The organism is Pseudomonas sp. GW821-FHT03E01, assembly GCF_059420765.1.
Genome location: NZ_JBWKUI010000010.1, coordinates 40,115 through 66,343, shown reverse-complemented (window position 1 = coordinate 66,343; position 26,229 = coordinate 40,115). Strand labels below are relative to the sequence as shown.

General features: G+C 60.6%; 23 protein-coding genes. 17 read left to right on the top strand and 6 right to left on the bottom strand.

Translation table 11 applies throughout. The features are described 5' to 3' along the window. The first annotated feature begins 37 nt into the window (after positions 1–37). The gene (locus tag AC07VO_RS17860) at positions 38–736 is read left to right on the top strand and encodes an OmpW/AlkL family protein (protein WP_064620668.1); all 699 of its coding nucleotides are present in this window, start codon (positions 38–40) and stop codon (positions 734–736) included. A 187-nt stretch (positions 737–923) separates the two neighbouring features. On the opposite strand, the gene AC07VO_RS17855 is transcribed toward AC07VO_RS17860, so the two are convergent. Both AC07VO_RS17855 and AC07VO_RS17850 read right to left on the bottom strand, forming a co-directional pair. Next, positions 924–1,853 carry an NAD-dependent epimerase/dehydratase family protein gene (locus AC07VO_RS17855; protein ID WP_086945172.1) on the bottom strand — a complete coding sequence of 310 codons (930 nt, stop codon included), beginning with the start codon at positions 1,851–1,853 and terminating at the stop codon, positions 924–926. Next, positions 1,846–2,730 (bottom strand): sugar nucleotide-binding protein, encoded by an 885-nt coding sequence (locus AC07VO_RS17850; RefSeq protein ID WP_032833719.1) that lies wholly within the window; start codon positions 2,728–2,730, stop codon positions 1,846–1,848. Before AC07VO_RS17850 ends, AC07VO_RS17855 begins: the two co-directional genes overlap by 8 nt. A 225-nt stretch (positions 2,731–2,955) precedes the next feature. Here AC07VO_RS17850 and AC07VO_RS17845 point away from each other — a divergent pair, with 225 nt between their 5' ends. The 6 genes from AC07VO_RS17845 (at position 2,956) to AC07VO_RS17820 (ending at position 12,923) form a co-directional block, all read left to right on the top strand. Continuing rightward, positions 2,956–7,296: a DEAD/DEAH box helicase gene (locus AC07VO_RS17845; RefSeq protein WP_086945171.1), complete on the top strand. Its 4,341-nt coding sequence runs from the start codon at positions 2,956–2,958 to the stop codon at positions 7,294–7,296. A gap of 271 nt (positions 7,297–7,567) precedes the next feature. Continuing rightward, positions 7,568–8,779, top strand: a complete 1,212-nt coding sequence (locus AC07VO_RS17840) for an MFS transporter (protein WP_086945170.1) — start codon at positions 7,568–7,570, stop codon at positions 8,777–8,779. A gap of 157 nt (positions 8,780–8,936) precedes the next feature. Then, positions 8,937–9,863, top strand: coding sequence for a DUF72 domain-containing protein (locus AC07VO_RS17835; RefSeq protein WP_018925675.1), 927 nt, complete (start codon positions 8,937–8,939; stop codon positions 9,861–9,863). Further along, the gene (locus AC07VO_RS17830; protein ID WP_018925674.1) at positions 9,860–10,657 is read left to right on the top strand and encodes an endonuclease/exonuclease/phosphatase family protein; all 798 of its coding nucleotides are present in this window, start codon (positions 9,860–9,862) and stop codon (positions 10,655–10,657) included. Before AC07VO_RS17835 ends, AC07VO_RS17830 begins: the two co-directional genes overlap by 4 nt. Then, on the top strand, positions 10,654–11,940 hold the full coding sequence (gene clsB / locus AC07VO_RS17825) for a cardiolipin synthase ClsB (protein WP_086945169.1): 1,287 nt from the start codon (positions 10,654–10,656) through the stop codon (positions 11,938–11,940). Before AC07VO_RS17830 ends, clsB begins: the two co-directional genes overlap by 4 nt. Further along, positions 11,937–12,923, top strand: a complete 987-nt coding sequence (locus AC07VO_RS17820; protein WP_086945168.1) for a lysylphosphatidylglycerol synthase domain-containing protein — start codon at positions 11,937–11,939, stop codon at positions 12,921–12,923. Before clsB ends, AC07VO_RS17820 begins: the two co-directional genes overlap by 4 nt. Before the next feature lie 42 nt (positions 12,924–12,965). Here AC07VO_RS17820 and AC07VO_RS17815 read toward each other — a convergent pair whose 3' ends face one another. The 3 genes from AC07VO_RS17815 to AC07VO_RS17805 all read right to left on the bottom strand — a co-directional run bounded on the left by AC07VO_RS17815 (position 12,966) and on the right by AC07VO_RS17805 (position 16,028). Then, positions 12,966–13,724 (bottom strand): alpha/beta hydrolase family protein, encoded by a 759-nt coding sequence (locus tag AC07VO_RS17815; RefSeq protein ID WP_018925671.1) that lies wholly within the window; start codon positions 13,722–13,724, stop codon positions 12,966–12,968. Then, positions 13,714–14,823 (bottom strand): DUF3182 family protein, encoded by a 1,110-nt coding sequence (locus AC07VO_RS17810; RefSeq protein ID WP_086945167.1) that lies wholly within the window; start codon positions 14,821–14,823, stop codon positions 13,714–13,716. Before AC07VO_RS17810 ends, AC07VO_RS17815 begins: the two co-directional genes overlap by 11 nt. 209 nt (positions 14,824–15,032) lie before the next feature. Continuing rightward, positions 15,033–16,028, bottom strand: a complete 996-nt coding sequence (locus tag AC07VO_RS17805; RefSeq protein ID WP_086945166.1) for a GlxA family transcriptional regulator — start codon at positions 16,026–16,028, stop codon at positions 15,033–15,035. Positions 16,029–16,129: 101 nt separating this feature from the next. Here AC07VO_RS17805 and AC07VO_RS17800 point away from each other — a divergent pair, with 101 nt between their 5' ends. From AC07VO_RS17800 to AC07VO_RS17755, 10 genes are all read left to right on the top strand, one after another. Continuing rightward, complete coding sequence (locus tag AC07VO_RS17800; RefSeq protein ID WP_018925668.1) at positions 16,130–16,678, top strand: cysteine hydrolase family protein; 549 nt, start codon at positions 16,130–16,132, stop codon at positions 16,676–16,678. Positions 16,679–16,851: 173 nt separating this feature from the next. Further along, entirely contained in the window at positions 16,852–17,541 is a 690-nt protein-coding gene (locus AC07VO_RS17795; RefSeq protein ID WP_064620689.1) for a YjfI family protein, read from the top strand. A 24-nt stretch (positions 17,542–17,565) separates the two neighbouring features. Then, positions 17,566–18,264, top strand: a complete 699-nt coding sequence (locus AC07VO_RS17790) for a PspA/IM30 family protein (protein WP_007933675.1) — start codon at positions 17,566–17,568, stop codon at positions 18,262–18,264. A gap of 247 nt (positions 18,265–18,511) precedes the next feature. After that, on the top strand, positions 18,512–19,075 hold the full coding sequence (locus AC07VO_RS17785) for a rhomboid family intramembrane serine protease (protein ID WP_086945164.1): 564 nt from the start codon (positions 18,512–18,514) through the stop codon (positions 19,073–19,075). 71 nt (positions 19,076–19,146) lie between these two features. After that, positions 19,147–20,181: an ion channel gene (locus AC07VO_RS17780; RefSeq protein ID WP_086945163.1), complete on the top strand. Its 1,035-nt coding sequence runs from the start codon at positions 19,147–19,149 to the stop codon at positions 20,179–20,181. Beyond that, positions 20,168–20,848, top strand: coding sequence for a DUF2491 family protein (locus AC07VO_RS17775; protein WP_086945162.1), 681 nt, complete (start codon positions 20,168–20,170; stop codon positions 20,846–20,848). Before AC07VO_RS17780 ends, AC07VO_RS17775 begins: the two co-directional genes overlap by 14 nt. A 14-nt stretch (positions 20,849–20,862) precedes the next feature. After that, positions 20,863–21,291 (top strand): DUF350 domain-containing protein, encoded by a 429-nt coding sequence (locus tag AC07VO_RS17770; RefSeq protein ID WP_086945161.1) that lies wholly within the window; start codon positions 20,863–20,865, stop codon positions 21,289–21,291. Between the two features lie 19 nt (positions 21,292–21,310). Next, the gene (locus tag AC07VO_RS17765) at positions 21,311–22,039 is read left to right on the top strand and encodes a DUF1190 domain-containing protein (protein WP_018925662.1); all 729 of its coding nucleotides are present in this window, start codon (positions 21,311–21,313) and stop codon (positions 22,037–22,039) included. A gap of 12 nt (positions 22,040–22,051) precedes the next feature. Next, a complete protein-coding gene (locus AC07VO_RS17760) occupies positions 22,052–23,209 on the top strand; it encodes a glutathionylspermidine synthase family protein (protein WP_086945160.1) in 1,158 nt (385 codons plus the stop codon). A 120-nt stretch (positions 23,210–23,329) separates the two neighbouring features. After that, positions 23,330–25,528, top strand: a complete 2,199-nt coding sequence (locus AC07VO_RS17755; protein ID WP_086945159.1) for an OsmC domain/YcaO domain-containing protein — start codon at positions 23,330–23,332, stop codon at positions 25,526–25,528. Positions 25,529–25,701: 173 nt separating this feature from the next. On the opposite strand, the gene AC07VO_RS17750 is transcribed toward AC07VO_RS17755, so the two are convergent. Further along, the gene (locus tag AC07VO_RS17750; RefSeq protein ID WP_064620707.1) at positions 25,702–26,220 is read right to left on the bottom strand and encodes a single-stranded DNA-binding protein; all 519 of its coding nucleotides are present in this window, start codon (positions 26,218–26,220) and stop codon (positions 25,702–25,704) included. Positions 26,221–26,229: the final 9 nt, after the last annotated feature.

Here is a 26,229-nt window from a genome sequence, read left to right as displayed (position 1 = left end):
TGGACATCGAACATTTTTAACGTCCTTTGGAGCCCCCATGCACAAGTCCCTGCTCAGCGCTTCGCTGCTTGCCCTCGCGCTCGCAGCCCCGCTCACCCATGCCCATGAGGCTGGCAATATCATCGTTCGGGCCGGTGCGATCACCGTCAATCCGACAGCCGACAGCTCCAGCGTCAAGGTCGATCAAGGCCCGCTGAAGGGCGCCGACCTGGGTGGCAAGGCCACCATGAGCAGCGACACGCAACTGGGCCTGAACTTCGCCTACATGATCACCAACCACCTGGGGATCGAACTGCTCGCGGCCTCGCCGTTCGAGCATGACGTGAAGCTCAAAGGCACCGCGCTCGGCGCCGCCAACGGCAAACTCGGCACCCTGAAACACCTGCCGCCGACCCTGAGCCTGGTCTACTATCCGATGGATGCCAAGTCCGCATTCCAGCCGTATGTCGGCGGCGGGATCAACTACACCTGGATCTACGACGAGCACGTCAGCAGCGAAGCCAGCGCCAATGGCTTCAGCAACTTCAACGCGAAAAACTCCTGGGGCCTGGCCTGGGAAGTCGGTGCCGACTACATGCTCACCGATAAGGTGATGATCAACGCCCAGGTGCGCTACATCGACATCGACACCCGTGCCACCGTGGAAAACAACGCCGTGGCTCCGGGCACCCGCGCACGGGTGAACGTGGACGTCGATCCGTTCATCTACATGGTCGGTCTGGGTTACAAGTTCTAAGCAACATGTGATCAGCTTTTGTGGCGAGGGAGCTTGCTCCCGCTGGGCTGCGAAGCAGCCCCAAGATTGATGGCGACTGCTGCGCAGTCGAACGGGAGCAAGCTCCCTCGCCACGGAACTGCATCGGTCATATTCGACACACAAAAAAGGCGCCTTCAAGGCGCCTTTTTCACAACTGTGTAAAACCTCAGCGCCCCAACAACCGCGCCAGGCCAACGCTCATCGGCGTCTGCTCCGGGTAGGTGAACCGCTCCAGCAAACGCCGGTTATTCGCTCGTGAATGGCGGATGTCACCGGAACGCGCCGGGCCAAAGCTAACGGGCGGCAGCTTGCCGACCACGGCTTCAAGGGCTTCAAGCATCTGCTTGAGAGTCGTCGCCTGATTCCAGCCGACATTCACTGCGCCGACCTCGACCTGCGGTTTCTCGATGGCTTGCACCAGCACGTCCACCAGATCCTCGACGTAGACAAAATCCCGAGTCTGCTCGCCATCACCGAACACGGTGATCGGCAGGCCTTTCTGCGCGCGCTCGCTGAAAATGCTGATCACACCGGAGTATGGCGAAGACGGATCCTGACGCGGGCCGAAGATGTTGAAGAAGCGGAAAATCACCGGTTCCAGACCATGCTGGCGGCGATAGAAATCGAAGTAATGCTCGCTCGCCAACTTGTCCACCGCATATGGCGTCAACGGTGCCTTGGGCGTGTCTTCGTCGATCGACTCGCCCTCGCCATTGTTGCCATAGACTGCTGCGCTGGACGCGTACAACACGCGTTTGACACCGGCCTGACGCATGGCCTCGCAGACGTTCAGCGAGCCGATGAAGTTGCTCTGGTGAGTTTTCACCGGGTCATCCACCGAAGCCTGCACCGAAGCCACCGCGGCCAGATGCGCCACCGCGCTGCAACCGAGCATCGCCTGCGCCACCAGGGCGGCATCAGCGACATCGCCTTCGATCAGTTCGACGAGGGGATTGTCCATCGGCAGGTTGCTGCGCTTGCCGGTGGACAGGTCATCGAGAATTCGCACCGAATGACCTTTGGCAAGCAAGGCATCGGTCAGGTGCGAACCGATGAAACCGGCGCCGCCGGTGATTAAAACAGGGCCGTCAGCCATGGCGATAAAACCTATCCAGTAAGCCCGGGAGTGCCGCGCGCCAGGCGCGGGGCTTGATCCCGAAGGTGTGCAGAATTTTCTTGCAGGCCAGCACTGCGTGTTGCGGTTCTTCGGCAGCGTCGGGCCGCGCGGCGTGAGCCTGGGCGGTCGGCGCTTCGATGGCCAGCGGATGCAGGGCGCGCGCTTCAGTGAGAATCGCCTGCCCCAGTGCCAGCGGTGTGGTCGCCTCATGCCCGGCGTAGTGGTAGGTGCCCCACAGCGGCGCAGCACAATCGAGTTGCTTGAGCACCGAAATGATCACTCGGGCAGCGTCGTCCACCGGCGTCGGATTACCGCGACGATCATCCGCCAACAGCAGTTCTTCAGCTTTCTCGGCTCGGGCGAGGAATCGCCCGAGGGTGCCCTCGGGGCTGTCATCGAGCAGCCAGCCGAAACGCAGCAACACATGCTGTGGACAAGTGGCGCGCACGCTTTGCTCAATGCGCCACAAAGCTTGACCGCGCAGGCCCAACGGTACCGGTTCGTCTTTTTCGCTGTAGGCGGTCGCCCGGGAGCCATCGAACACGCGATAACTCGACGGTTGCACCAGCACGATGTTGTGATGCTGGCACAATTCGGCCAGACGCTCGATGGCGCGCTCCTGCCCGGCCAGACGCTGTTCGCTGACGGTCTCCGCCTGGAACCAGTCGAAATAGTAGGCGAGATTGATCAACGCATCTGGACGGGTATCGTCGAGCAGTTGCGTCAGGCTCGCGGCGTCCCAGCCGTCTTGTGGTGGGCGGGGGGCGAGGAAACCGATGTCTTCCTCCGCACCGAGGCGAATCAGCGCCTGCCCAAGGGCATTTCCGCCGCCCAGTAACATAAGGCGCATTCGCATAGAGTCAGCAGGCCCAGTCTGATTGGAACGATGGCTTTATCGACAGCGCCCGCAGGCGATGTCCTCAATAATTGCCGGAATCGTTGCATTTTGCGGGTTTAGTGCGCAACCGTCACCCGTAAAGTGTAGTTCCCGGGGATTTGTGGTGCCGCTACTGGCCTCAGGAGCAACACAGAGCCTGAGCGGTACTTGCAACTTCCCGTCCCCACCCGCATAAATTGGCTCATGAACCTGCCCATCCCCGCAGACAGCGCGCTGAACGGTTTCCACCCCGCCGTCAGCGCCTGGTTCAGCAACACCTTCGCGACGGCTACCGCCGCCCAGGCCCGGGCGTGGCCGTTGATCCGCCAGCGCCGTTCAACGCTGATTGCCGCGCCCACCGGCTCCGGCAAAACCCTCACCGCGTTTCTGGCCGTGCTCGACGATCTGGTCCATCGCGGCCTGGAAAACCCGGATGGCCTGCCGGACGAAACCCTGGTGGTCTACGTTTCGCCGCTCAAGGCCCTGTCCAACGACATCCGGATCAACCTGCAAAACCCGCTGGCCGGCATCACCGAGCAGTTACGCCTGATGGGCCTGCCCGACGTGCCGATCAGCACTGCCGTGCGCACCGGCGATACGCCGCAAAAAGACCGCTCGGCCATGCGCAAAACCGCGCCGCACATTCTGGTGACCACTCCGGAATCCCTATACGTGCTGCTCGGCTCCGACTCCGGCCGGAAAATGCTCGGCACCACGCAAACGGTGATCGTCGACGAAATCCACGCCATCGCCGCCAGCAAACGCGGCAGTCACCTGGCCCTGAGCCTGGAGCGCCTGCAAGCGCTTTGCCCGCAACCGTTGGTGCGGATCGGCCTGTCCGCCACGCAAAAACCCATCGAGGCGGTATCGCGTTTTTTGGTTGGCGGTGATCGCGACTGCGAAATCATCGACATCGGCCATGCCCGCCCACGGGATCTCGATATCGAAGTGCCGCCCGTGCCGTTGTCAGCGGTGATGGCCAACGACGTGTGGGAGCTGGTCTATGACCGCCTCGCCGCCCTCGCCCGCGAACACCGGACCACGCTGATTTTCGTCAACACCCGGCGCCTGGCCGAACGCCTGAGCCGACACTTGAGCGAACGCCTCGGCAAAGACGCGGTGGCCGCCCACCATGGCAGCCTGGCCAAGGAGTTTCGTCTGGACGCCGAGCAACGGCTCAAGCGCGGCGAGCTGCAAGTGCTGATCGCCACCGCCTCGCTGGAACTGGGGATTGATATCGGCGACGTCGACCTGGTGTGCCAGATCGCTTCGCCACGCTCGATTGCCGGTTTTCTGCAACGGGTCGGCCGCTCCGGGCACCAGGTCGGCGGCACGCCCAAGGGCCGATTGTTCGCCACCACCCGCGACGACCTGATCGAATGCGCCGCTTTGCTCGATTGCGTGCGCCGTGGCGAACTCGACACCTTGTTGATCCCCGAAGCGCCGCTGGACGTGCTGGCCCAGCAGATCATCGCCGAGGTCAGTTGCCAGGAATGGCACGAGCAGGCATTGCTGGAGACGCTGCGTAAAGCCTCGCCTTACGCCAAGCTCGACGAAAAGCATTATCAGGCGCTGCTGCACATGCTCGCCGAGGGCTACAACGGTCGCCAGGGCATACGTAGCGCGTACCTGCACCGGGACGCCGTAAGCCGCACCTTGCGCGGTCGTCGGGGCGCCAAGCTGACCGCCGTGACCAGCGGCGGGACGATTCCCGACAACGCCGACTACAGCGTGTTGCTGGAGCCTCAGGGGCTGAACATCGGCAGCGTCAACGAAGACTTCGCGGTGGAAAGCATCGCCGGGGATATCTTTCAGCTGGGCAATACGTCGTATCGAATCCTGCGGGTCGAAACCGGCAAGGTCCGGGTCGAAGATGCTCAGGGCCAGCCGCCGACCATTCCGTTCTGGCTCGGTGAAGCACCCGGTCGCAGCAATGAACTGTCGTTCGCCGTGGCCCGCCTGCAAGCGCAACTCGATGAACTGCTCGCCACCACACCCGGCGATCTGCAACCGGCCCTCGACTGGCTGACCGACACCCTCGGCCTGAACCTCGCCAGCGCCGAGCAACTGGTCGACTACCTGGCCCGGGCCCGCCTGACCCTCGGCGCCTTGCCGTCCCAGGACACACTGGTGATGGAGCGCTTTTTCGACGAGTCAGGCGGTACGCAACTGATCATCCACTCACCGTTCGGCAGCCGCATCAACCGCGCCTGGGGCCTGGCCCTGCGCAAGCGTTTCTGCCGCACCTTCAACTTCGAATTGCAGGCCGCCGCCAGCGAGGACGCCATCGTGTTGTCGCTGTCCACCAGCCACAGCTTCGAGCTGGACGACGTCTGGCGCTACCTGCACAGCAACAGCGCCGAACATATCCTGACTCAAGCGGTGCTCGAAGCCCCGCTGTTCGGCGTACGCTGGCGCTGGAATGCCGGGGTCGCCCTCGCGCTGCCACGCTACAGCGGCGGCCGCAAAGTGCCGCCGCAGATCCAGCGGATGAAAAGCGAAGACCTGATCGCCAGCGTGTTTCCCGATCAGATCGCCTGCGTGGAAAACCTCGCCGGCGAGCGCGAGATTCCCGACCATCCGCTGGTGGAACAAACCCTCGACGATTGCCTGCACGAGGCCATGGACAGCGAAGGCTGGCTGGCGTTGTTGCGGCGCATGGAACAGGGCGATATACGCCTGATCAGCCGCGACCTGCCGGCGCCTTCGCCAATGGCGGCGGAAATCCTCAGTGCCCGCCCCTACACCTTCCTCGACGACGCGCCGCTGGAAGAACGCCGTACTCAGGCGGTACTCAACCGTCGCTGGAGCGATCCGCAGTCCACCGACGACCTCGGTGCACTGGACGCCGAGGCGATTGCCGCGGTGCGCGACGAAGCCTGGCCAACGCCAACCGGCCTCGATGAAATGCATGAGGCCTTGATGAGCCTGGCGTGCATCACCGACGCCGAGGCCCGGGCCAACCCCAATTGGCTCGAATGGCTGAACACCCTGGCCGACAGTGGCCGCGCCAGCCGTTTGCAGATCAACGCCAAGCAATCGCTGTGGCTGCCACTGGAGCGACTGACCTGCCTACGGGCGATTTATCCACAGGCCATGTTGTTTCCGTCGTTGGAGGCGTTGCCCGGTTTCGATGAAACCTGGGAGACGGACGAAGCGGTGCTGGAAGTGGTCCGCGCGCGACTCAGTGCGTTTGGTCCATTGCCGCTGAAAGCGATTGCCGAACCGCTCGGTTTACCGGCGCTTCAAGTCACTCAGGCCCTGGCCCAACTGGAACGCGAAGGTTACGTGCTGCGCGGGCAATTCAGCCCCGGCGCCCGCGAAGAGGAATGGTGCGAACGGCATCTGCTGGCGCGGATTCATCGCTACACGGTCAAACGGCTGCGCCGGGAAATCGAGCCAGTGGCGTTGCAGGATTTCATGCGCTTTCTGTTCGACTGGCAGCATCTTTCCAGCATGAGCCGAGGCCAGGGCAGCGCAGTGTTGCCGGCGATCATCAGCCAGTTCGAAGGCTACCCCGCCGCCGCTTCGGCATGGGACAGCGACATTCTGCCGGCGCGGCTCAAAGACTATTCGGCGAGCTGGCTGGATGAGTTATGCCGCAGCGGCAAACTGGTCTGGACCCGCCTGACCGCGCGCAACAAGAGCACCGGCACGGCATTGCGCAGCACGCCGATTCTGCTGCTGCCGCGTAATCAGGTCGGGTTGTGGAGCAGCTTGACCGAGCAGACGCCGGTCAACGAGTTGTCGCCCAAAACACAAAAGGTCCATGCAGCACTCAGCCAGCACGGCGCGCTGTTTTTTGATGAGCTGATGCACGAGGCCCATCTGCTGCGCTCGGAACTGGAAATCGCCTTGCAGGAACTGGTCGGTGCCGGACTGGTCAACGCCGACAGTTTCGCCGGGTTGCGGGCGCTGATCACCCCGGCCAGCAAACGCCAGAATCGCAGCAGCCGACGCGGGCGTGGAGCGTTTGTCGGCGGGATGGAAGACGCCGGGCGCTGGGCCTTGCTGCGCCGCAGTGCGGTCGCGCCGGTTGTGGATAAACCGGTTGTGGATAAACAACGCCCGACGTCCACACCCACAGAAACCCTGGAACACATCGCCATGACCTTGCTGCGCCGGTACGGTGTGGTGTTCTGGCGCTTGCTGGAGCGCGAGGCGGACTGGTTGCCGAGTTGGCGGGAATTGCTGCGCACGTTCCATCGGCTGGAGGCCCGGGGCGAGATTCGTGGCGGGCGGTTTGTCAGTGGCCTGGCCGGCGAACAGTTTGCCCTGCCCGAGGCGATCCCGTTGTTGCGCGAAGTCAGGCGGCGCCCCCATGACGGTAGTTTGATCGCGGTGTGCGGGGTCGATCCGCTGAACCTCGCCGGCACCCTGCTGCCGGGCGCGAAAGTGCCGGCGCTGGCGAGCAATCGGCTGGTTTATCGCGACGGCTTGCCGACCGCCGCCGAGATCGCCGGCAAGCAGCAATTCTGGCTGGAGCTGGATCAGCAATCGACTACAGAAGTACGCAACACACTGATCCGCCACTCCCCCCTGTAGGATTCAATCTCCTGTGGCGAGGGAGCTTGCTCCCGCTGGGGTGCGAAGCGCCCCCAAAACCTGTAAACCAATTTCTCCCGGATGCACCGCGCTGTATGGCTTTGCGACTGCTCCGCAGCCGAGCGGGAGCAAGCTCCCTCGCCACAAGGTTTAATACCAGCCGCGAGATATTTGACCTGCACGCAAATATCAAATGCCCATCCCTGTATTTTTCCGCACGCCCCAAACCCCGACACTGCGCTCCATCAATCAATCCATCGGAGTTGCAGCCATGCCCATTGCCTTGCTGGCGCTGACCCTTAGCGCTTTCGCCATCGGGACGACGGAGTTCGTCATCGTTGGCCTGTTACCCACCATCGGCGCCGACCTGGGCGTCAGCCTGCCGTCTGCCGGTTTGCTGGTCAGTTTGTATGCACTCGGGGTGGCCGTCGGCGCGCCGGTGCTGACCGCCCTCACCGGCAAAGTCCCGCGTAAATTGCTGCTGTTGTCGCTGATGGTGCTGTTCACCCTCGGCAACTTGTTGGCCTGGAAAGCGCCGAGCTACGAGTCGCTGATCATTGCGCGGATCGTCACCGGCCTGGCCCACGGGGTGTTTTTCTCAATTGGCTCGATCATCGCCACCAGCCTGGTGCCTAAGGAAAAAGCCGCCAGCGCGATTGCCATCATGTTTACCGGCCTGACTGTGGCGCTGGTCACTGGCGTGCCGCTGGGGACGTTTATCGGTCAGCATTTCGGCTGGCGTGAAACCTTCCTCGCGGTGTCTGCACTGGGTGTGATCGCCTTCATCGGCAGCCTGCTCTACGTACCGAAGAACATCGCCCACAGCAAACCGGCTTCGCTGTTGCAGCAGTTGCAAGTGCTCAAGCAACCGCGCCTGTTGTTGGTGTATGCCATGACGGCGGTCGGCTACGGCGGCTCGTTCATCGCCTTCACCTTTCTGGCACCGATTCTTCAGGACATTGCGGGCTTCAGCGCCAGCACCGTCAGCCTGGTGCTGCTGGTGTACGGCATCTCGGTGGCCGTCGGCAACATCTGGGGCGGCAAGCTGGCGGATAAACGCGGCCCGATCGGCGCCCTGAAAATCATCTTCGCCCTGCTAGCCGCCGTACTGTTCGCACTGACCTTCACCGCCGCCAATCCATGGCTGGCCCTGGCCACTGTGCTGGTCTGGGGTGCGGTGGCGTTCGGCAACGTGCCGGGGCTGCAGGTGTATGTGGTGCGTCAGGCCGAACATCACACCCCGCATGCGGTGGACGTGGCGTCGGGCCTGAACATCGCGGCATTCAACCTCGGCATTGCCGGTGGTGCGTGGGGTGGTGGCTTGATCGTGGCGCATATGGGCCTGATCCATACCGCGTGGATCGGTGGCCTGGTGGTGTTGGTGGCATTGGCACTGACCGCCTGGAGTGGTCGTCTCGATCGATTGGGTCCGGTGTATGCCGAGCCGGCTGAAGGTTCGGCCCGGATCGTTGTCGGGCACTGATAGATCAAAAGATCGTAGCCTTCGGCAACTCCTGCACGCCTGTGGGAAGCTGCCGAAGGCTGCGATCTTTTGCTTTTACCGTCCGTAGCCCCGTCGAAACTTTCTCGCACACCCGGCAGTCATCAAAAGACAGGGCTGTCCGAGGATGGGAGGCGACATGGCGGCGATTCATATCGGCATTTCAGGCTGGCGCTACACGCCCTGGCGGGGAGCCTTCTACCCGAAGGGGCTGACCCACAAACGCGAATTGCAATTCGCGTCACGGGCGGTCAACAGCATCGAAATCAATGGATCATTCTACGCCCTGCAACGGCCCGAACGTTACGCCCAGTGGTACGCCGAAACCCCGGCGGGCTTCGTGTTCAGCGTCAAGGCGCCGCGTTTCATCACCCACATCAAGCGCTTGCGGGAGATCCATAAACCCCTGGCGAATTTCTTCGCCTCCGGGGTGCTGGAACTCAAGGAAAAACTCGGCCCGATCCTTTGGCAGTTCCCGCCCAGCTTCAAATTCGACCCGGAGCTGTTCGAACACTTTCTTGAACAACTGCCCCACGACACCGAACAGGCCGCCGCCCTTGCCCGCCAGCACGAACCACGTCTGAACGGTCACGCCAGCATGAAGGCCTACGGCAAAAAACCAGTGCGTCATGCCGTGGAAATTCGCCACGAAAGCTTCGTCGATCCGGCCTTCGTCCGGCTGCTCAAACGCTACAACACCGCGTTGGTGATTGCCGACACCGCCGGCAAATGGCCGTACCGCGAAGACCTCACCAGCGATTTCGTCTACCTGCGCCTGCACGGCGCCGAAGAACTCTACGCCAGCGGTTACACCCCTCAAGCGCTGCAACGCTGGAGCGAGCGGATCGAGGCCTGGCATCACGGCCAGCAACCGGCAGATCCGCAATTGATCGCGCCCCGGCAAAAACCCAAGACTCGCAGATCCCGGGAAGTGTTCTGCTATTTCGATAACGACATCAAAGTCCGCGCGCCCTTCGATGCCCGCCACCTGCTTGAGCGTTTGCATCTCGACAAAGACCTGGTCACGGCCCCCGGCGAGCCGGTTGCCGAAGGAGCGCTGCCATGAGCATTCCCGAACCGGTCGGCGGAACGGATGAACAGCAACCCATCATCAATGCCGTGAGCCGCTTCACCGTGCTGACGGTCAACACCCACAAGGGGTTCACCGCACTCAATCGGCGCTTCATCCTGCCCGAGTTGCGCGAAGCGGTGCGCAGTGTGTCCGCCGATGTGGTGTTTTTGCAGGAGGTCCACGGCACCCACGAACAGCATCCCCAGCGCTACAACAATTGGCCGGCGATGCCCCAGTACGAATTCCTTGCCGATAGCCTGTGGCCGCAATTCGCCTACGGGCGCAACGCGGTCTACCCGGCGGGCGATCACGGCAATGCACTGTTGTCGAAATTCCAGATCATTCGCCACGACAACCTCGACGTGTCCATCAGCGGCCATGAAAACCGTGGAGTCCTGCATTGCGTGTTGCGGATGCCCGGCGATGGCCGGGAAGTGCATGCCATTTGCGTCCATCTGGGTCTGCGCGAAAGCCACCGGACGGCACAGCTCAAGCTGCTGATCCGACGCCTGGAAGAGTTACCGCAAGATGCCCCGGTGGTGGTCGCCGGCGACTTCAACGACTGGCGCCAACGCGCCGATGCGTTGCTCAAGCCTTGCGGTTTGCGTGAGGTCTTTGCCGAGCAGCATGGCAAACCGGCGCGCAGTTTCCCCGCGCGTTTGCCGGCGTTACGCCTGGACCGCATCTACGTGCGCCATCTCAAGGCCAGCCATCCGCAAGTGCTGGCGGCACGCCCCTGGTCACACCTTTCCGACCATGCGCCCCTGTCGGTGGAGATCGAGTTATGAGCAGCCCATCGATGGAAAAAACCACGGTCGAACACGTCTCCCCTCCTCCCCCCGTGCGCGAGCCTGCGGTGACTGAAGTTGAATACGGCTGGCACGGTAACAACCGGGTCGAGTTGCTGGAAAACGGTGAGGCGTACTTTCCACGGGTGTTTGAAGTGCTGCGCCAGGCCCAGAGGGAAATCCTCCTGGAAACCTTCATTCTGTTCGAAGACAAGGTCGGCAATGAGCTTCAACAGATCCTGATTGAAGCGGCGCAACGCGGTGTGCGTATCACGGTCAGTCTCGACGGCTTTGGTTGTGGCGAACTGAGTACGGCGTTCCTCGCCGCCCTGAGCAACGCAGGCGTGCACCTGCAAATATTCGACCCTGCCCCGCGTCACCTGGGCATCCGCACCAACTGGTTCCGCCGTCTGCACCGCAAGATTGTGGTGGTCGACGGCACGATTGCGTTCCTCGGCGGGATCAATTTTTCCGCCGACCATCTGGCCGACTTCGGCCCCGAGGCCAAGCAGGATTATTCGGTTGAAGTGCAAGGCCCGGCAGTGGCCGATATTCATCATTTCGCCCTGCTAAAAAGCGGTCGACCGGCTCGGGCCAAATACTGGTGGCAGCGCCGCCGGCAGCGGCACGCTGAACTGGCGGTCAGCGATCATGACGGTCAGGTGCGGCTGGTGTATCGCGACAACGCAGAACACCCAAACGATATCGAAGAGGTGTATTTGCAGGTGCTGCGCAGTGCCCGGCGTCGCGTGGTGATCGCCAATGCCTACTTCTTTCCGGGCTATCGGCTGCTGCGCGAGATTCGCAATGCGGCACGCCGGGGGGTCGAGGTGCGCCTGATTCTTCAGGGACAACCGGACCTGCGGGTGGCCAGGCTCGCCGCGCGCATGACCTACGATTACCTGCTGCGGGCCGGGGTGGTGATCTACGAATATTGCGACCGCCCACTGCACGGCAAAGTCGCCCTGGTCGACGAGGACTGGAGCACTGTCGGCTCAAGCAACCTCGATCCGCTGAGCCTGTCCCTGAACCTGGAAGCCAACGTGCTGATCCGCGACCGTATCTTCAACCGCGATCTGTACGAGCGTCTCGACGAGTTGAGCAGCAACCATTGCAAGGTCATCTCGGTGGACACAGCCCCTCGCGGGCGAATCTGGGACATGACCATCGGCTTTCTGGTGTTTCACTTCCTGCGGCATTTCCCCGCATGGGCCGGCTGGTTGCCGGCGCATAAACCACGCCTGAAGCCCTTCATCCACCCACCCGGGAGCGCCAAGGCATGAGCCATTCCCAAGCGCAGCCTGCGTCGCACTCCGACACGCCGGGCAAACACCACTGGCACCGCTGGAAAAGGCCGCTGACGATGCTGTTTTTCCTGGCGCTGATCGTATTGTTCACGATGCTCGCCCAGCGCATCGAATGGAACGAAGTGTTCGATACCCTGGCTGATTTCAAAGTACGCACGTTGATCATTGCGTCAGGTGTGACCCTGGCAAGCTTTCTGGTCTATGCCTGTTTCGACCTGATCGGGCGCACCTACATCCGGCAGAACCTGACTTGGCGGCAGATCCTCCCGGTGGGGATCATCAGCTATGCCTTCAACCTCAACCTGAGCGCCTGGGTCGGCGGCGTCGCCATGCGTTATCGGCTGTATTCGCGGCTCGGCGTGAGCAAAGGCAACATCGCAAAAATCCTCGGGCTGAGCCTGGCGACCAACTGGTTCGGCTACATGGTGATTGCCGGCGCGGTGTTCAGCAGCGGCCTGATGCGAATGCCGCCGGGCTGGAAAGTGAGCAGCAATGCACTGCAGGACGTGGGGATTTTGTTGCTGTTGTTGAGCATGGGATATCTGGCGGCCTGCCGGTATTCCAGGCGCCGGAAATGGTCGGTTCGCGGCGTAGATATCATTCTGCCGTCGCTGCGCATGGCAATCCTGCAACTGGCCCTCGGCGCACTGAACTGGGCGCTGATGGCGGCGGTGATCTTCACGTTGCTGCCGAGCAAACTGGACTATCCGCCGGTGCTTGGCGTGTTGCTGATCAGCGCCATTGCCGGGGTCATCACCCATATCCCGGCCGGGCTCGGTGTGTTGGAGGCGGTGTTCGTGGCGCTGCTGCAGCACGAAGTATCGCGGGGCAGCCTGGTGGCGGGGTTGATCGCTTATCGGGCGATCTATTTCATTCTGCCGCTGCTGATAACCGTGGTGATGTACCTGGTGGTGGAAGCCAAGGCCAAGTCGTTGCGGATCTCGAAGAAACCTCGGTGAGATGTGGTTTGCCTGCGAACGACCGCAAGACCACCGCCTCTCTCAACTCGATTGAATGATGCTCAACCGCTCACCCACCACCATCTCGGTGATCCAATCCACCAGAATCGAGGTGTACGCCTGTTGCGAAACCGGGTCGCTCAAGGCGTGATCCGCACCATCGATGATCCGGTGAGTCAGCGAGTGAGTCTGCTGACACGCGGCGCGGTAACTCATGATCGTCGCGTGGGGTACATAGGCATCGGTCTCGGACTCCACCAGCAACACATCCCCGGTGAATTGCGAGCAGGCGTGCAACGCGCGATTGCTGTCGGCGCGCACCAGCGTGCCGCGATAGTCGCGCAAGTCGGCTTTGTCCAACTCACGCTTGGGCGTGTGCCACAAGTCGTCGCGATACAATGCCGGTACCCGCAGCGCCAACCAGCGCACCGGACGCAACGTCGTCAGGATCGCCGCCAGATAACCGCCATAACTGGTGCCGACCACCGCGATCGCAGAGGTGTCGAGCGCCGGGTGGGCGAGCAAGCGGTCGTAGGCTGCCAGCAGGTCGCGCAGGTTGTCTTCGCGGGTGACCCTGGACAACGGAATGCCGGTCCCGCCGGTATGGCCACGCAAGTCGAACGTCAGGCACACACAACCCAACCCGGCAATGCCTTTGGCCCGCTCCAGGTCGCGCTCCTGGCTACCGCCCCAGCCGTGGACGAAAAGCACCCCCGGGACTTTCGATTTGGGGCTGAGAAAGGTCCCGCTCATCTGTTCATCGTCGATGTCGATCTGAATGGTTTCGCTTCTAGCCGTCATAGGATTTGACCGTCACGTACTTGAGAAGAAAATCACTGTGTTCCGCCGGCCCGCGGTACACCTCGATAGCGTTCGCCGGCAGCGATTGATCGCTATAGGTTTCGACCGAGGACACGCGAATCGCACGCAGGCCGGGGTCGTGGACGAAGCTCTGCAACGCTGCGACTTCGGCGCTGCTGGCACCGCCCAAACGCCAGGATTGTTCGAGCACGCCGCTGCGTTGTCGGCCGTTGCAGTCCAGCCCCTGGGCGATGTCGTAGTTGCGCCGCGAAGCATAGAAACCGGGGTAGGCTTCATCCGCCGCACTGTCGAATACCTGTGCCTGCTGGATCGCCAGCCTCACGTCATCCGGCAGTTCCAGCGCCAGCAGGTCCTCGTAATAACCCTGCACCACCAACAGATTGGACCCTCCATAAACCTGCTCGCCCTGAGCGTCTTCGGTCAAGTATTGATCACCGCAATAACTCAGCACTTTGTCGCCGATGAAGCTTTGGCCGACGCTGTGGGTGATCACCTCGGTCAAGTCCTGTTCCAACACCACGCCTTCGGTGAACAGTGTCTTGGCCTCGGGGCGAGCGAGGATGGCGTCGAACTGGTCGAGGCTCTTGATCACTTCCTGACCGCGTCCGGCGCAGGCGTGAATAGGCTTGATGCGGATCGGGCCGCTGTAGAGCAGGTGCTCCGCCGCCGGGCGCGCATCGTCCAGGGAGAACACGCTGAGGCCATCGAGCACGACGCTGCGCACCCGTTCGCAAAACAACGTTGCCCAGCCTTCGGGCGCGAACGCATAGCGGTTCAACAGCCCATGACTGATGGCTTTGGTGCAGATGAAATCGTGGTCGACGTAACCGCCCCACAAATCCTCCGGCCCTTTGACGCCCAGCTTCCGGGCGGTAGCGGCGCCCACCAGCGTCTGGGTCGGCAACAGATAGCGGTCACGACCGCTGTGCAGTTGCGGGTCGTAACTGCCGCCGTATTCGAGCCCGACGATCTGCGCCAGCCAACGAGCCAGCGCCCGATTGGTTTCAACTTCGTGCAACGGGGCATCGGGCCGTACCGAATGGGCGAGTACCAGTTTCTTGCGATTTGTTGGGGTCATGCGTCCCCCTTCAATCTGCGTTGGATAAATGTAGCTGGAGGGGTGCAGGGATCAGGCCAATGGCGGCTGATGAAGAACGACTGTTAAATCAGCCGGTTGCCCAGACAGTAATGGCATTACGCCTGTTTGATTATGCACGACGCCCTTCAGGACTCCGGCATTTTGCACGACTCAAACCTCCCACATTTTCTTGATCTGGCGTGCTCTGGCTACCGGGCCACAACAGCTGGCGGCGTCACGCCAAACCGCGTCCGGTAATCACTCGGCGCCAGCCCGGTAATCTTTTTGAACGTCGCACGAAACGCACTCGGGTCCTGATAACCCACGGTCCAGGCAATGTGATCAATGGTGCCGTTGGTGAATTCGAGCATCTCGCGCGCCTTGCCGACGCGCAGGTGCTGGCAGTACTCGGTGGGTTTCAACCCGGTCGCCGCACGGAATCGCCGCAGGAAGGTGCGCTCTTCCAGCTCCGCCCGTTCGGCCATTGCCGCCAGCGAGACATCGACCGCCCCGGTGCTTTGCAGCCAATGCTGGACCTTGAGAATCGAGGCATCGCCATGGCTGAGAATCGGTGAAAAATTACTGCCGCATTCGCTCCCGCTGTCGCTGTGCTCCACCACCAGAAAGCGTGCCGTGCTGGTGGCGATGCTCGGCCCCAGTAAACGGTTCACCAGGCGCAATCCCAGCTCTGACCAGGCCATCAGCCCGGCGGTGGTGATCAGATCGCCGTCGTCGACGATGGGCGTGTCGGCCTTGAGCTTGATCGCCGGGTAACGCTCGGCGAAGGCTTTGGCAGAGGTCCAATGAGTGGTGGCGCTACGGCCGTCGAGCAGGCCGCTTTCAGCCAACAGGATCGACCCCACGCAAACCCCGCCCAACGTCGCACCACTGGCGTGTTGCTGACGAATCCAGCGGATCAGCCCCTGCGGTGCCTGGCCCTCGGAAAAGCCGCCAATCGACGGCGGGATCAACACCGCGACCAACGCTTCGGCCGGGCCGGGTTGACTGTCATAGACCCGCTCTGGCACCTGATCGCCCTCGACCCGCCAATGACTGACCCGCAACAACGGCAACTGCGCCGTCTGATGCTCGGCGGCAATCCGGTTGGCCACCCCGAACAGATCCGTCAGCCCATGCACCGCCGCCATCTGCGCGCCGGGATAGATCAGCACGCCCAATTCGACGACTGCCCTTTCTACGCCCATTGTCAGTTTTCCCCCTTCTATTGTCGGTGCGGCCAATCCTCGGACGGCCTGCAGAACCTGATACTTGAATCACACCCAACAAGCACTTCGAGGAAACACTCATGGCCAAGCAAGCACTCATCGTAGTCGATATCCAGAACGACTACTTCCCCCAGGGCAAGTGGCCTTTGGCGGGCGCCGATGCCGCCGCAGACAACGCTGCACGGCTGATCCAGGCCTTTCGCGAGGCCGGTGACGCGGTGGTGCACATCCGCCACGAATTCACCTCCGACGCCGCGCCGTTCTTCACCCCGGGCTCCGACGGCGCGAAGCTGCACCCCAAAGTCCTCAACCGCGCCGATGAACCGGTGGTGCTCAAGCACTTCGTCAACGCGTTCCGCGAAACCGAACTCAAGGCCATCCTCGACCAGCAAGGTATCGAACACCTGGTGGTCGTCGGCAGCATGAGCCACATGTGCATCGACGGCGTCACCCGTGCCGCAGCGGACTTCGGCTATACGGTCACGGTGATCCACGACGCCTGTGCCACCCTTGATCTGGAGTTCAACGGCGTCACCGTCCCGGCCGCCCATGTGCATGCCGCGTTCATGTCGGCTTTGGGTTTTGCCTATGCCAGCGTGGTGTCCACCGATGACTTTCTGGCTGGTTAGATGAGAAGCTCGTTCCACAGGATTGCGCTTAACTGATCGGAATCATGCTGCTTCCCTTCTTTTTCATACACCTGCGCAACCGTCGAAAAAATCTCACGCGTGAGCTATTGAGGGCTGCAAAAATAGCCTGTAGTGTTATCACGCGTGAGTTTTTTCACAACGGGATCAGCACCATGAAAAGCAGCTCTCCATCAGATCCGCCTACCGGGTCTGTTACCGATTCAGCGAGCCGCAAAGGAGAGCGCTCGAAACCCTCCGCGAAAAAACCATCGAGCTTCTACATGAAGCAGATGCGCGCGGGCCTGGGTGCCGCCGGCTATGTGAAACACGAGACTTGGGTGCTTCCCGAAAATCGAAGCCTGCTCAAGCAGATGGAGAAACAGCTACGCCAACCGATTCTGGCTGGCTCATTCATGTCGGAGAATTACATGAGCGCAGGTAATAACTGGAACATCGATCGCCTCTACAGCGCCCTCCAGGCCCTCGACGAAGTGGTTGCGAACGAAATCACCCTCTCCCTCGTTCAAGGCTCCGAATCCAGCATCAAGCTGGAAATGAACGATTTCGGTGGCTTGCCGATTTACATCGCGGTGGTTGGCGATCAGATCATCGTCGATACGGTCCTGGTCGATGTCGAATCGATCAACAACGTCCCGGCATTCAATGATGCCGTTTTGCGCAGCCGGGAAATGTTCCCGCTGTCCTCGATCGGTATCGAGTCCATGCCCAACGGGCAGGTCGTTTACAACATGTTCGGCGCGCTGAGCTCCGACTCCAGCCTGACCAACGTTGTGACTGAGATCAAAACCCTCGTCGACAACGTCCAGCGCGCCAGCGAAGCCTTTGAACGCTTCTTCAATTAATTATTCGGGAACAGGATATATCCAATGACTCAGTCCATCTGGAGCAAATTGTTCACCGCGCTGCGTGGCGGTGCCAACGAAGTCGGCGAATCGATCGTCGACCAACAGGCCCTGCGCATTCTCGACCAGGAAATTCGCGATGCTGACAGCGCGCTGGCCAACGCCAAGCGTGAGCTGGTCACCATCATGGCCAAGCACAAACTGTCGGCTGACCGCGTCAGCGAGTACAACGCCAAGATCAAGGACCTGGAATCCAAAGCCCTGGCCGCGATCCAGGCCAACCGCGAAGACTTGGCACTGGAAGTGGCCGAAGCCATTTCGACCCTGACCAATGAACTGGATGTCGAGCAAAAGCAGGCCACCGAATTCGGCGGTTACGCCGACAACATGCGCAAAGACATCACCAAGGCTGAAAACCGCATCAAAAGCCTGCGCCAGCAAGTGGACATGGCCAAGGCTCGTGAAAGTGTACAGAAAGCCCAGGTCAGCGCCTCGATCGCCAGTGGCGGCGCCAACGGCAAGCTGGAAACCGCCGTCGGTACACTGAACCGCCTGCAGGCCAAGCAGCAGCAACGCGCCGCTGAACTGCAAGCCCAGGACGAACTGGCCGATGCGTCGACCGGCACCGACCTGGAGCGCAAACTGCGCGAAGCCGGCATCACGCCGGACGAAGGCAGCGCCAATGCGATCCTGGAACGCCTGAAGAAAAAATCGGCCGAGTAAGCAATACCCCAGCAGAAAGGGCATTCATTGCCCTGATGCCAGTCAGTCAAGTGCACTGACCCTGTGGCGAGGGAGCTTGCTCCCGCTGGACTGCGCAGCAGTCCCTTCTTTTTGGGGATAAGAGGGGCCGCTTCGCGGCCCAGCGGGAGCAAGCTCCCTCGCCACAACTTTACTCAGTGCTTGTTCTATCTCTTAACTGGCAGGCATTAATTGATCGCCCTTCTTTACTGCCGAATTGAGGTCAAGGATGGATACCCTGAAGGGTTTCAAGACAGTCGCCGGCTTGGCCATCTTCATGGTTGCGCTGCAACTGCTCAATGTGGCGACCGGCTACAGCCTTAACGCCTTCGGCCTGGTTCCGAGAACCTTGCACGGACTGGTCGGCATCATCACCTCGCCTTTCTTGCACACATCCTTTGCGCACCTGAGTGCCAACCTGATTGCCTTTTTGATCCTCGGCACCCTGGTCATCGCCGAAGGGCTCAACCGGTTCATGGCCGTCAGCGCCATCATCATTTTGCTGGGCGGTTCGCTGATCTGGCTGTTCGGTTTTGCCGGCGTGCATATCGGTGCCAGCGGCTGGGTGTTCGGGCTGTGGGCGTATCTCCTGTCGCGCGCCTGGTTTCAGAGGAGCTGGAGCAACCTGATAACGGCCAGTGTCGTGGCCCTGCTCTATGGTGGGCTGATTGTTGGCTTCCTTCCGCGCCGGGGCATTTCCTTCGAAGGGCATATTTTTGCTGCAATCGCCGGGTATATTGCAGCCAAGGTACTGTTATCTACGCCGCGCAGCAGGTTTAATGCCGCCCGGTAACCACACTCGAGCACTCAGATGCCCGAGTGATTACGTCGCCAGGAATGAGCCCCCAAGGAGTCAGGGATGTAATGTCGATTTTCCTTTTATTGCGCGCGTACGCGGCGTCCTTCTTCCATCGCTTCGGCTGGGCCGGCCTGGCCATTGCGCTGGGCGTACACCTGAGCACGGCCTGGCTCGGCCTGGCGTTTCTGGGCGAACAACACCTCATCGCTCCCGCCACGTTCACCTACTTCTATCTCACCACCACGCTCACCGTCGGCTACGGCGATCTTGCGCCACAGACAGCCGCGGGACGGATTTTCGTGGCTACCTGGGTCATGCTCGGGGGCATTGCGCTGCTGACGGCGGCCATCGGCAAAACCACCAGCAGTGTCATCGATGTATGGAGAAAAGGCATGAAGGGCAAAGGCGATTTCACCGGCAAGGTCGGCCATACCGTTCTCATCGGCTGGGAAGGCGCGTCCAGCGAGCGGGTTATTGAGTTGCTGCTGCAGGACGAAACGTCCAATGACAACCTGATCGTCATTTGCGATTGCGACCTCGAAGAAAACCCCATGCCGGGCAAGGCCGCCTTTATCAAAGGTGAAAGCCTGTCATCCGCCGCGCTTTTGCTGCGTGCCGGCGTGCCTGGCGCCGAACGCGTACTGGTGCGTACCCATTCAGATGATCTGACCCTGGCCACCGTGCTGGCGGTCAATCAACTGAGCCCGGTCGGGCATGTGGTCGCCCACTTCAATGAAAGTGAAATCGCCGCGCTCGCCAGCGCCTACGCGCCCAGCCTGGAATGCACCTCAAGCATGGCCATCGAGATGTTGGTGCGCGCCTCTCAGGATCCGGGCTCGTCAGTGGTCATCAATGAATTGCTGTGCGTGGGCCAAGGCGCCACCCAATACCTGATGAGACTGCCCGAAACCTTTGAAACAACGTTCGGCGATCTATACGCACAGATGAAAGAACGCCATAACGCGACCCTTATCGGCTACCGCGCCAAAGGCGCCCGACAGCCTTCAATCAACCCGCCCGGCGCCACTCGCGTCAAGGGCGGCGAACTCTTCTACATCGCCTCTACTCGCCTCAAGGAAATCTCCAATGGGATGGTTTAAACAGTTGCTGGGGCTTGAGGCCCCGAACGCGGGCACGAATACCGATTCGAAATGGACAGCCAACGATAACCTGCCAGTCACCGGCCCGCTGGGCCTGGCAATGGGCAAGGGCGTGATGTTCGACACGACCCTGAAACTGTTACTCGACGAAAAAACCGCGGTAACCATTCCCGGCTCCCAGCAGATCTGGAGCGCCGGCACCATTGAGCTCGGGCAGTCGACCTGGTTGTCGCGCTATTACATGAACGACGAAGACTACTGGCTGCAAGTGCACACCACCGGCGACATCGCCGGGCAGGTCGAGTCGGTGATCCTGTTCAACTACCTCAGCTACGTCACCATCAACAGTGAAGCGGAGCTGCGGCGGCTGGCCGGCCCTCAAAGCCTGATCGGGCTGCCGACCTACACCCTCAACGGTGTCGAATACACCCGCGAATGGGGCACCGAGAACGGCCAGACCGAACTGGTGCCGTTGAGCGAACACCTGAAGAATCCGGACGAAACATACAGCATCCAGCACTGTTCGATGTTGTACGCCCGCGAAACCGGCCTGACCGATCGCCGGGAATTCCTGCTGTTTTCCGTCGAAGAAGACGCCGAAGGCACCATCAGCTTGAGCACTTCGCTGGGTATATCGCTGTACACCACCGACCTGAACACTTTTTAAAAAGGAAGAAGTCCATGCTTGAAGCGCTCTCTATCTCCCTGAACAAAGCCGCCGTGCTCGGGTTTGTTTTGTACATCCTCGGCGCCGCCGCGTTGTTCGCGCTGTTCCAGTTCATCTACACCCGCATCACACCGCACCGGGAATTCGAGTTGATCCGTGCGGGCAACGTTGCGGCCGCCATCGCCCTGGGCGGCGCCATCATCGGATTCGCCATTCCGGCCAGCAATGTGATCGCCTACTCGATCAGCATTCTGGACTTCGTCGTCTGGGCGGTGATCGCCGCTTTCGTACAACTGCTGGCGTTCCTGGTGACCAGCCTGGTGCTCAAAGGCGCCTCTGAACGCATCAAGAAAGGCGAAATCGCTGCGGGTATCTATGTCGCGGCAGTGGCCATCAGCGTCGGCATGTTGAACGCCGCGTGCATGACCCCTTCCCAGAACTGATTGCGCCACGGAGATTGCGATGAAACGAAGCAAGTACGTTCAGCTCTCGCTGGCGGCATCGGTCGCCATGGCGATATCAGGCTGCGGGCCGACGGAAAAAACCTACGAGATACACAAAAAGTACAACTTCCAGTCCGTCCAGCAGTGCGCCGATGAAAAACTCCCGGTCGACATCTGTTCTGACGCCTATATGAAGGCCATGGCCCAGCATCGAAGCATTGCGCCGGTGTACGACAACCAGGCTGATTGCGACGCCGACTTTGTCGCCGACTGGTGCCAGCAGGATTCCGCCGGCAAATTCATCCCCAAGCTCGGCGGTTTCGAACTGAGTGCCGATGGCGAGGTGACGCAGTCCGAAGTGGACGCGGCCAAGGCTAAATTGCCCGCATCGGAAGCGAATGCCGCAGGGTCGGGTTTCTCCGGCAGTAGCCTGCTGACCGGGCTGCTGATCGGCAACATGCTCAGCAGCAACCGCAACAGCTACTACTCCGAACCGGTCTACCGCTATCGCGATGATCGCGGTGACTACTCGTCCTCGACACTCAGTCAGCGGGTATCGTCAGGTTCAACCTTCAACAGGTCCAATCAGGCGCGCTACGGCAGCAGTGGCAGTTACACCGACACCATCACCCGCAGCAAGCCGGTGTCCGTTGCATCGTCCACCTCCCGCGGCGGGTTCGGCAGCCAGGCCAGCGCACGCAGTGGCTGGGGTGGATCAGGCAAGAGTTTTGGCGGTTCGAGTAGCTAAGGGAACAAGGCCATGAAGAAAATCCTCTGCGCAGAGCGTCATGACTGGAAACAGACCGCCGAAAGCCTCGGTTTTCTGTTCCATACCATCGACGACGAACCCTATTGGGACGAGAGCGCGTACTACCAGTTCACGCTCAAGCAGATCGAGAACGACCTCGAAGACCCGACCACCGAAGTTCATGAGATGTGCATGGACCTGGTGGCGCGAGTGGTGCAAAGCGAAGAGTTGTTGGAGCGCCTGAGCATCCCCGCGCCGTTCTTCGACATGGTTCGCACTTCATGGCTCGAAGGCCACCCGCACCTGTATGGGCGCATGGACTTCTCCTACAACGGCAGCGGGCCAGCCAAGCTGCTGGAACTCAACTACGACACGCCGACCAGCCTGTATGAGGCCGCGGCGTTTCAGTGGGGCTGGCTGGAACAATGCATCGAGCGTGGCTTGCTGCCCAGGCACGCCGACCAGTTCAACAGCATCGACACCAAGCTGCATCAGGCTTTTGCCCAACTGCAGCTCAAACAGCCCTTCTATTTCGCCTCGATGAAAGACTCGGTCGAAGACAAGGGCACCACCGATTACCTGCGCCTGGTCGCGGAAAAGGTCGGCATCGAATCGCGGCACATCGACATCGAAGACATTGGCCTCACCAGTGACGGACGTTTCGTTGACCTCGAAGATCGCTGGATCCCTCACCTGTTCAAACTGCATGCCTGGGAGTTCATCTTCCACGAACCCTTCGGCGCAGCGATTGCCCAGAGCGATACGCAGTTTTTCGAACCGCCCTGGAAATCCATCATCTCCAACAAGGGCATCCTGCCGCTGCTGTGGGAGTTCAACCAAGGTCACCCGAACCTGCTCGCGGCGCACCTGGACTCCGATCCGAGTAAAGCGGTGCCCAAAGGTTGGGTGCGCAAGCCATTCTTCTCACGGGAAGGCGCGAACATTGAGCTGCAAACTGCCGATGGCCTGATCGTAAAAGAGGACGGCCCCTACACTGATGCGCCGTTTATCCTTCAGGAGTTTGCCCCGCTGCCGAAATTTGGCGACAGCTACACGCTGATCGGCTCCTGGGTGATCGGGGATCAGGCGGCCGGCATCGGCGTGCGTGAGGACAACAGCTTGATTACCAAGGATTCGAGCCGGTTCTTGCCGCATCTGATACTCGACTGAGCCCTTCATTGCCCACTAAAAAAGCCTGGTGTCGACATATCGTCAGACACCCACAAGACTTACTGCGCAAATGCCGGATAATGGCGGCCATTCGTTTAGCCGTTATTCTGGTAATCCCCCATGGAAATCAAGGTCAACTTTCTCGACAACCTGCGACTTGAAGCCAAGTTCGATGACTTCACGGTGGTGGCCGATCAACCTATCCGCTACAAGGGCGATGGCTCGGCACCGGGTCCGTTCGACTACTTCCTGGCTTCGTCGGCGCTGTGTGCGGCGTATTTTGTGAAGTTGTACTGCAACACGCGCAATATCCCCACGGATAACATCCGCCTGTCGCAGAACAATATTGTTGACCCGGAAAACCGCTACAACCAGATTTTCAAGATCCAGGTCGAGTTGCCGGCGGACATCTCCGACAAGGACCGCCAGGGCATCCTGCGCTCCATCGACCGATGCACCGTGAAGAAAGTGGTGCAAGCCGGGCCTGAGTTTGTGATCGAAGAAGTGGACAACCTCGACGCCGATGCCCAGGCGTTGCTGATGCCTGCTTCCAGCTCAGAGGCGAGCACCTATATTGCCGGCAAGGATCTGCCGCTGGAGCAAACCATCGCCAACATGTCGGCCATTCTGGCGGACCTGGGCATGAAGATTGAAATCGCCTCGTGGCGTAATATCGTGCCCAATGTGTGGTCGCTGCATATCCGCGATGCGCACTCGCCGATGTGCTTTACCAACGGCAAGGGTGCGACCAAGGAAGGCGCGTTGGCGTCGGCGTTGGGCGAGTTTATCGAGCGACTCAACTGCAACTTCTTCTACAACGACCAGTTCTGGGGCGAAGACATCGCCGACGCAGCGTTTGTGCACTACCCGGACGAACGCTGGTTCAAGCCTGGCCGTAAAGATGCACTGCCGGCCGAAATCCTCGACGAGTACTGCCTGAAGATTTACAACCGCGACGGCGAGCTGCGTGGCTCCCACCTGATCGACACCAACTCGGGCAATGAAGAGCGCGGCATCTGCTCACTGCCTTACGTGCGCCAGTCCGACGGCGAGGTGGTGTATTTCCCGTCCAACCTGATTGAAAACCTGTTCCTGAGCAACGGCATGAGTGCCGGTAACACGCTGGCCGAAGCCCAGGTGCAGTGCCTGTCGGAGATCTTCGAGCGCGCGGTAAAACGCGAAATCATCGAAGGTGAATTTGCCCTGCCGGATGTGCCGGCTCACGTGCTGGCGAAGTACCCCGGAATACTGGCCGGGATTCAGGCACTGGAAGAGCAAGGGTTCCCCGTGCTGGTGAAGGATGCGTCCCTGGGAGGTGAATTCCCGGTGATGTGCGTCACGTTGATGAACCCGCGTACCGGCGGTGTGTTCGCCTCGTTCGGCGCGCACCCGAGCCTGGAAGTGGCGCTGGAACGCAGCCTGACCGAATTGCTGCAGGGCCGCAGCTTCGAAGGCCTCAACGACCTGCCCCAGCCGACATTTGAAGGTCATGCGGTGACCGAGCCGAATAACTTCGTCGAGCACTTTATCGACTCCAGCGGCGTGGTGTCGTGGCGCTTCTTCAGCTCAAAATCGGATTACGAATTCGTGGAATGGGACTTCTCCGGCCAGGGTGAAAACTCCAATGCCGAGGAAGCCGCGACCTTGTTCGGCATTCTCGAAGGCATGGGCAAAGAAGTGTACATGGCGGTCTACGAGCATATCGGTGCAACGGCCTGCCGCATCCTGGTGCCAGACTATTCGGAAATTTATCCAGTAGACGATCTGATCTGGGACAACACCAACAAAGCGCTGTTCTTCCGCGCCGACATCCTGAACCTGCATCGCCTGGACGAAGAAGAGCTGCAAGCGCTGGTTGAGCGTCTGGTGGAAAGTGAGCTGGACGACTACACCGACATCACCACCTTGATCGGCATCGAATTTGACGACAATACCGCCTGGGGTCAGCTGACGATTCTGGAGTTGAAGCTGCTGATTTATCTCGCCTTGCAGCGGTTTGAAGAGGCGAAAGAAGCGGTAGAAATGTTCCTGCAGTACAACGACAACACGGTTGAGCGCGGCTTGTTCTATCAGGCGGTCAATGTGGTGCTGGAGATGAAGCTGGACGAAGACCTGGAACTGGAAGACTACGAGGCCAACTTCCGCCGGATGTTTGGCAACGAGCGGATGGATGCAGCGATTGGATCGGTAGACGGCAGCGTGCGCTTCCATGGCTTGACGCCGACCAGCATGAAACTGGAAGGGCTCGACAGGCATTTGCGCTTGATCGAGAGCTACAAAAAACTGCACATGGCGCGGGCCAACATGACCGCCCTGTAGGAGCCGGCTTGCTGGCGATCCAGGCGCCGCGGTTAACCAGGCAAACCGAGTTATCGTTCATCGCCAGCAAGCCGGCTCCTACAATATGGTGCGCAAAAGAAAACCCCCGACCAGTCGAGAGGACTGATCGGGGGTTCCAGACCTAAACTTTACAAAAAAGTCTCAGGTAAGTCCTAGAACGGAATATCGTCATCAAAGCTGTCGAAATCCGGAGCCGGTTGCGGAGCAGCCTGCGGTGGAGCCGGGCGCGACTGTTGCGGTGCCGACTGCTGCGGACGCGGAGCCTGCTGGCGTGGGGCTGGAGCGGATTGCTGGTAGTTATTCCCGCCTTGTTGGTCGCCCTGTTGTGGACGGCCGCCCAGCAGTTGCATGGTGCCTTGCATGTCGACCACGATTTCAGTGGTGTAACGCTTGATACCGTCTTTTTCCCACTCGCGGGTCTGCAGCTTGCCTTCGATATAGACCTGCGAACCTTTACGCAGGTATTCGCCGGCGATTTCGGCCACTTTGCCGAACATCGAAACACGGTGCCATTCGGTCTTCTCGACCTTCTGACCGGTTTGCTTGTCGGTCCACTGTTCGCTGGTCGCCAGACTCAGGTTGGTCACGGCGTTACCGTTAGGCAAGTAGCGAACTTCGGGATCCTGGCCGCAAGTGCCGACCAATATGACTTTGTTAACCCCACGGGCCATAACGTTCTC

Bases quoted from the DNA above. Each gene is read 5' to 3' on its own strand.
- AC07VO_RS17780 (WP_086945163.1), top strand. From the start codon at position 19,147: ATGTCGATTTTCCTTTTATTGCGCGCGTACGCGGCGTCCTTCTTCCAT.
- AC07VO_RS17820 (WP_086945168.1), top strand. From the start codon at position 11,937: ATGAGCCATTCCCAAGCGCAGCCTGCGTCGCACTCCGACACGCCGGGC.
- AC07VO_RS17775 (WP_086945162.1), top strand. From the start codon at position 20,168: ATGGGATGGTTTAAACAGTTGCTGGGGCTTGAGGCCCCGAACGCGGGC.
- AC07VO_RS17790 (WP_007933675.1), top strand. From the start codon at position 17,566: ATGACTCAGTCCATCTGGAGCAAATTGTTCACCGCGCTGCGTGGCGGT.
- AC07VO_RS17760 (WP_086945160.1), top strand. From the start codon at position 22,052: ATGAAGAAAATCCTCTGCGCAGAGCGTCATGACTGGAAACAGACCGCC.
- AC07VO_RS17765 (WP_018925662.1), top strand. From the start codon at position 21,311: ATGAAACGAAGCAAGTACGTTCAGCTCTCGCTGGCGGCATCGGTCGCC.
- AC07VO_RS17785 (WP_086945164.1), top strand. From the start codon at position 18,512: ATGGATACCCTGAAGGGTTTCAAGACAGTCGCCGGCTTGGCCATCTTC.
- AC07VO_RS17855 (WP_086945172.1), bottom strand. From the start codon at position 1,853: ATGGCTGACGGCCCTGTTTTAATCACCGGCGGCGCCGGTTTCATCGGT.
- AC07VO_RS17845 (WP_086945171.1), top strand. From the start codon at position 2,956: ATGAACCTGCCCATCCCCGCAGACAGCGCGCTGAACGGTTTCCACCCC.
- AC07VO_RS17805 (WP_086945166.1), bottom strand. From the start codon at position 16,028: ATGGGCGTAGAAAGGGCAGTCGTCGAATTGGGCGTGCTGATCTATCCC.
- AC07VO_RS17835 (WP_018925675.1), top strand. From the start codon at position 8,937: ATGGCGGCGATTCATATCGGCATTTCAGGCTGGCGCTACACGCCCTGG.
- AC07VO_RS17815 (WP_018925671.1), bottom strand. From the start codon at position 13,724: ATGACGGCTAGAAGCGAAACCATTCAGATCGACATCGACGATGAACAG.
- AC07VO_RS17770 (WP_086945161.1), top strand. From the start codon at position 20,863: ATGCTTGAAGCGCTCTCTATCTCCCTGAACAAAGCCGCCGTGCTCGGG.
- AC07VO_RS17830 (WP_018925674.1), top strand. From the start codon at position 9,860: ATGAGCATTCCCGAACCGGTCGGCGGAACGGATGAACAGCAACCCATC.
- AC07VO_RS17755 (WP_086945159.1), top strand. From the start codon at position 23,330: ATGGAAATCAAGGTCAACTTTCTCGACAACCTGCGACTTGAAGCCAAG.
- AC07VO_RS17850 (WP_032833719.1), bottom strand. From the start codon at position 2,730: ATGCGAATGCGCCTTATGTTACTGGGCGGCGGAAATGCCCTTGGGCAG.
- clsB (WP_086945169.1), top strand. From the start codon at position 10,654: ATGAGCAGCCCATCGATGGAAAAAACCACGGTCGAACACGTCTCCCCT.
- AC07VO_RS17795 (WP_064620689.1), top strand. From the start codon at position 16,852: ATGAAAAGCAGCTCTCCATCAGATCCGCCTACCGGGTCTGTTACCGAT.
- AC07VO_RS17750 (WP_064620707.1), bottom strand. From the start codon at position 26,220: ATGGCCCGTGGGGTTAACAAAGTCATATTGGTCGGCACTTGCGGCCAG.
- AC07VO_RS17840 (WP_086945170.1), top strand. From the start codon at position 7,568: ATGCCCATTGCCTTGCTGGCGCTGACCCTTAGCGCTTTCGCCATCGGG.
- AC07VO_RS17860 (WP_064620668.1), top strand. From the start codon at position 38: ATGCACAAGTCCCTGCTCAGCGCTTCGCTGCTTGCCCTCGCGCTCGCA.
- AC07VO_RS17810 (WP_086945167.1), bottom strand. From the start codon at position 14,823: ATGACCCCAACAAATCGCAAGAAACTGGTACTCGCCCATTCGGTACGG.
- AC07VO_RS17800 (WP_018925668.1), top strand. From the start codon at position 16,130: ATGGCCAAGCAAGCACTCATCGTAGTCGATATCCAGAACGACTACTTC.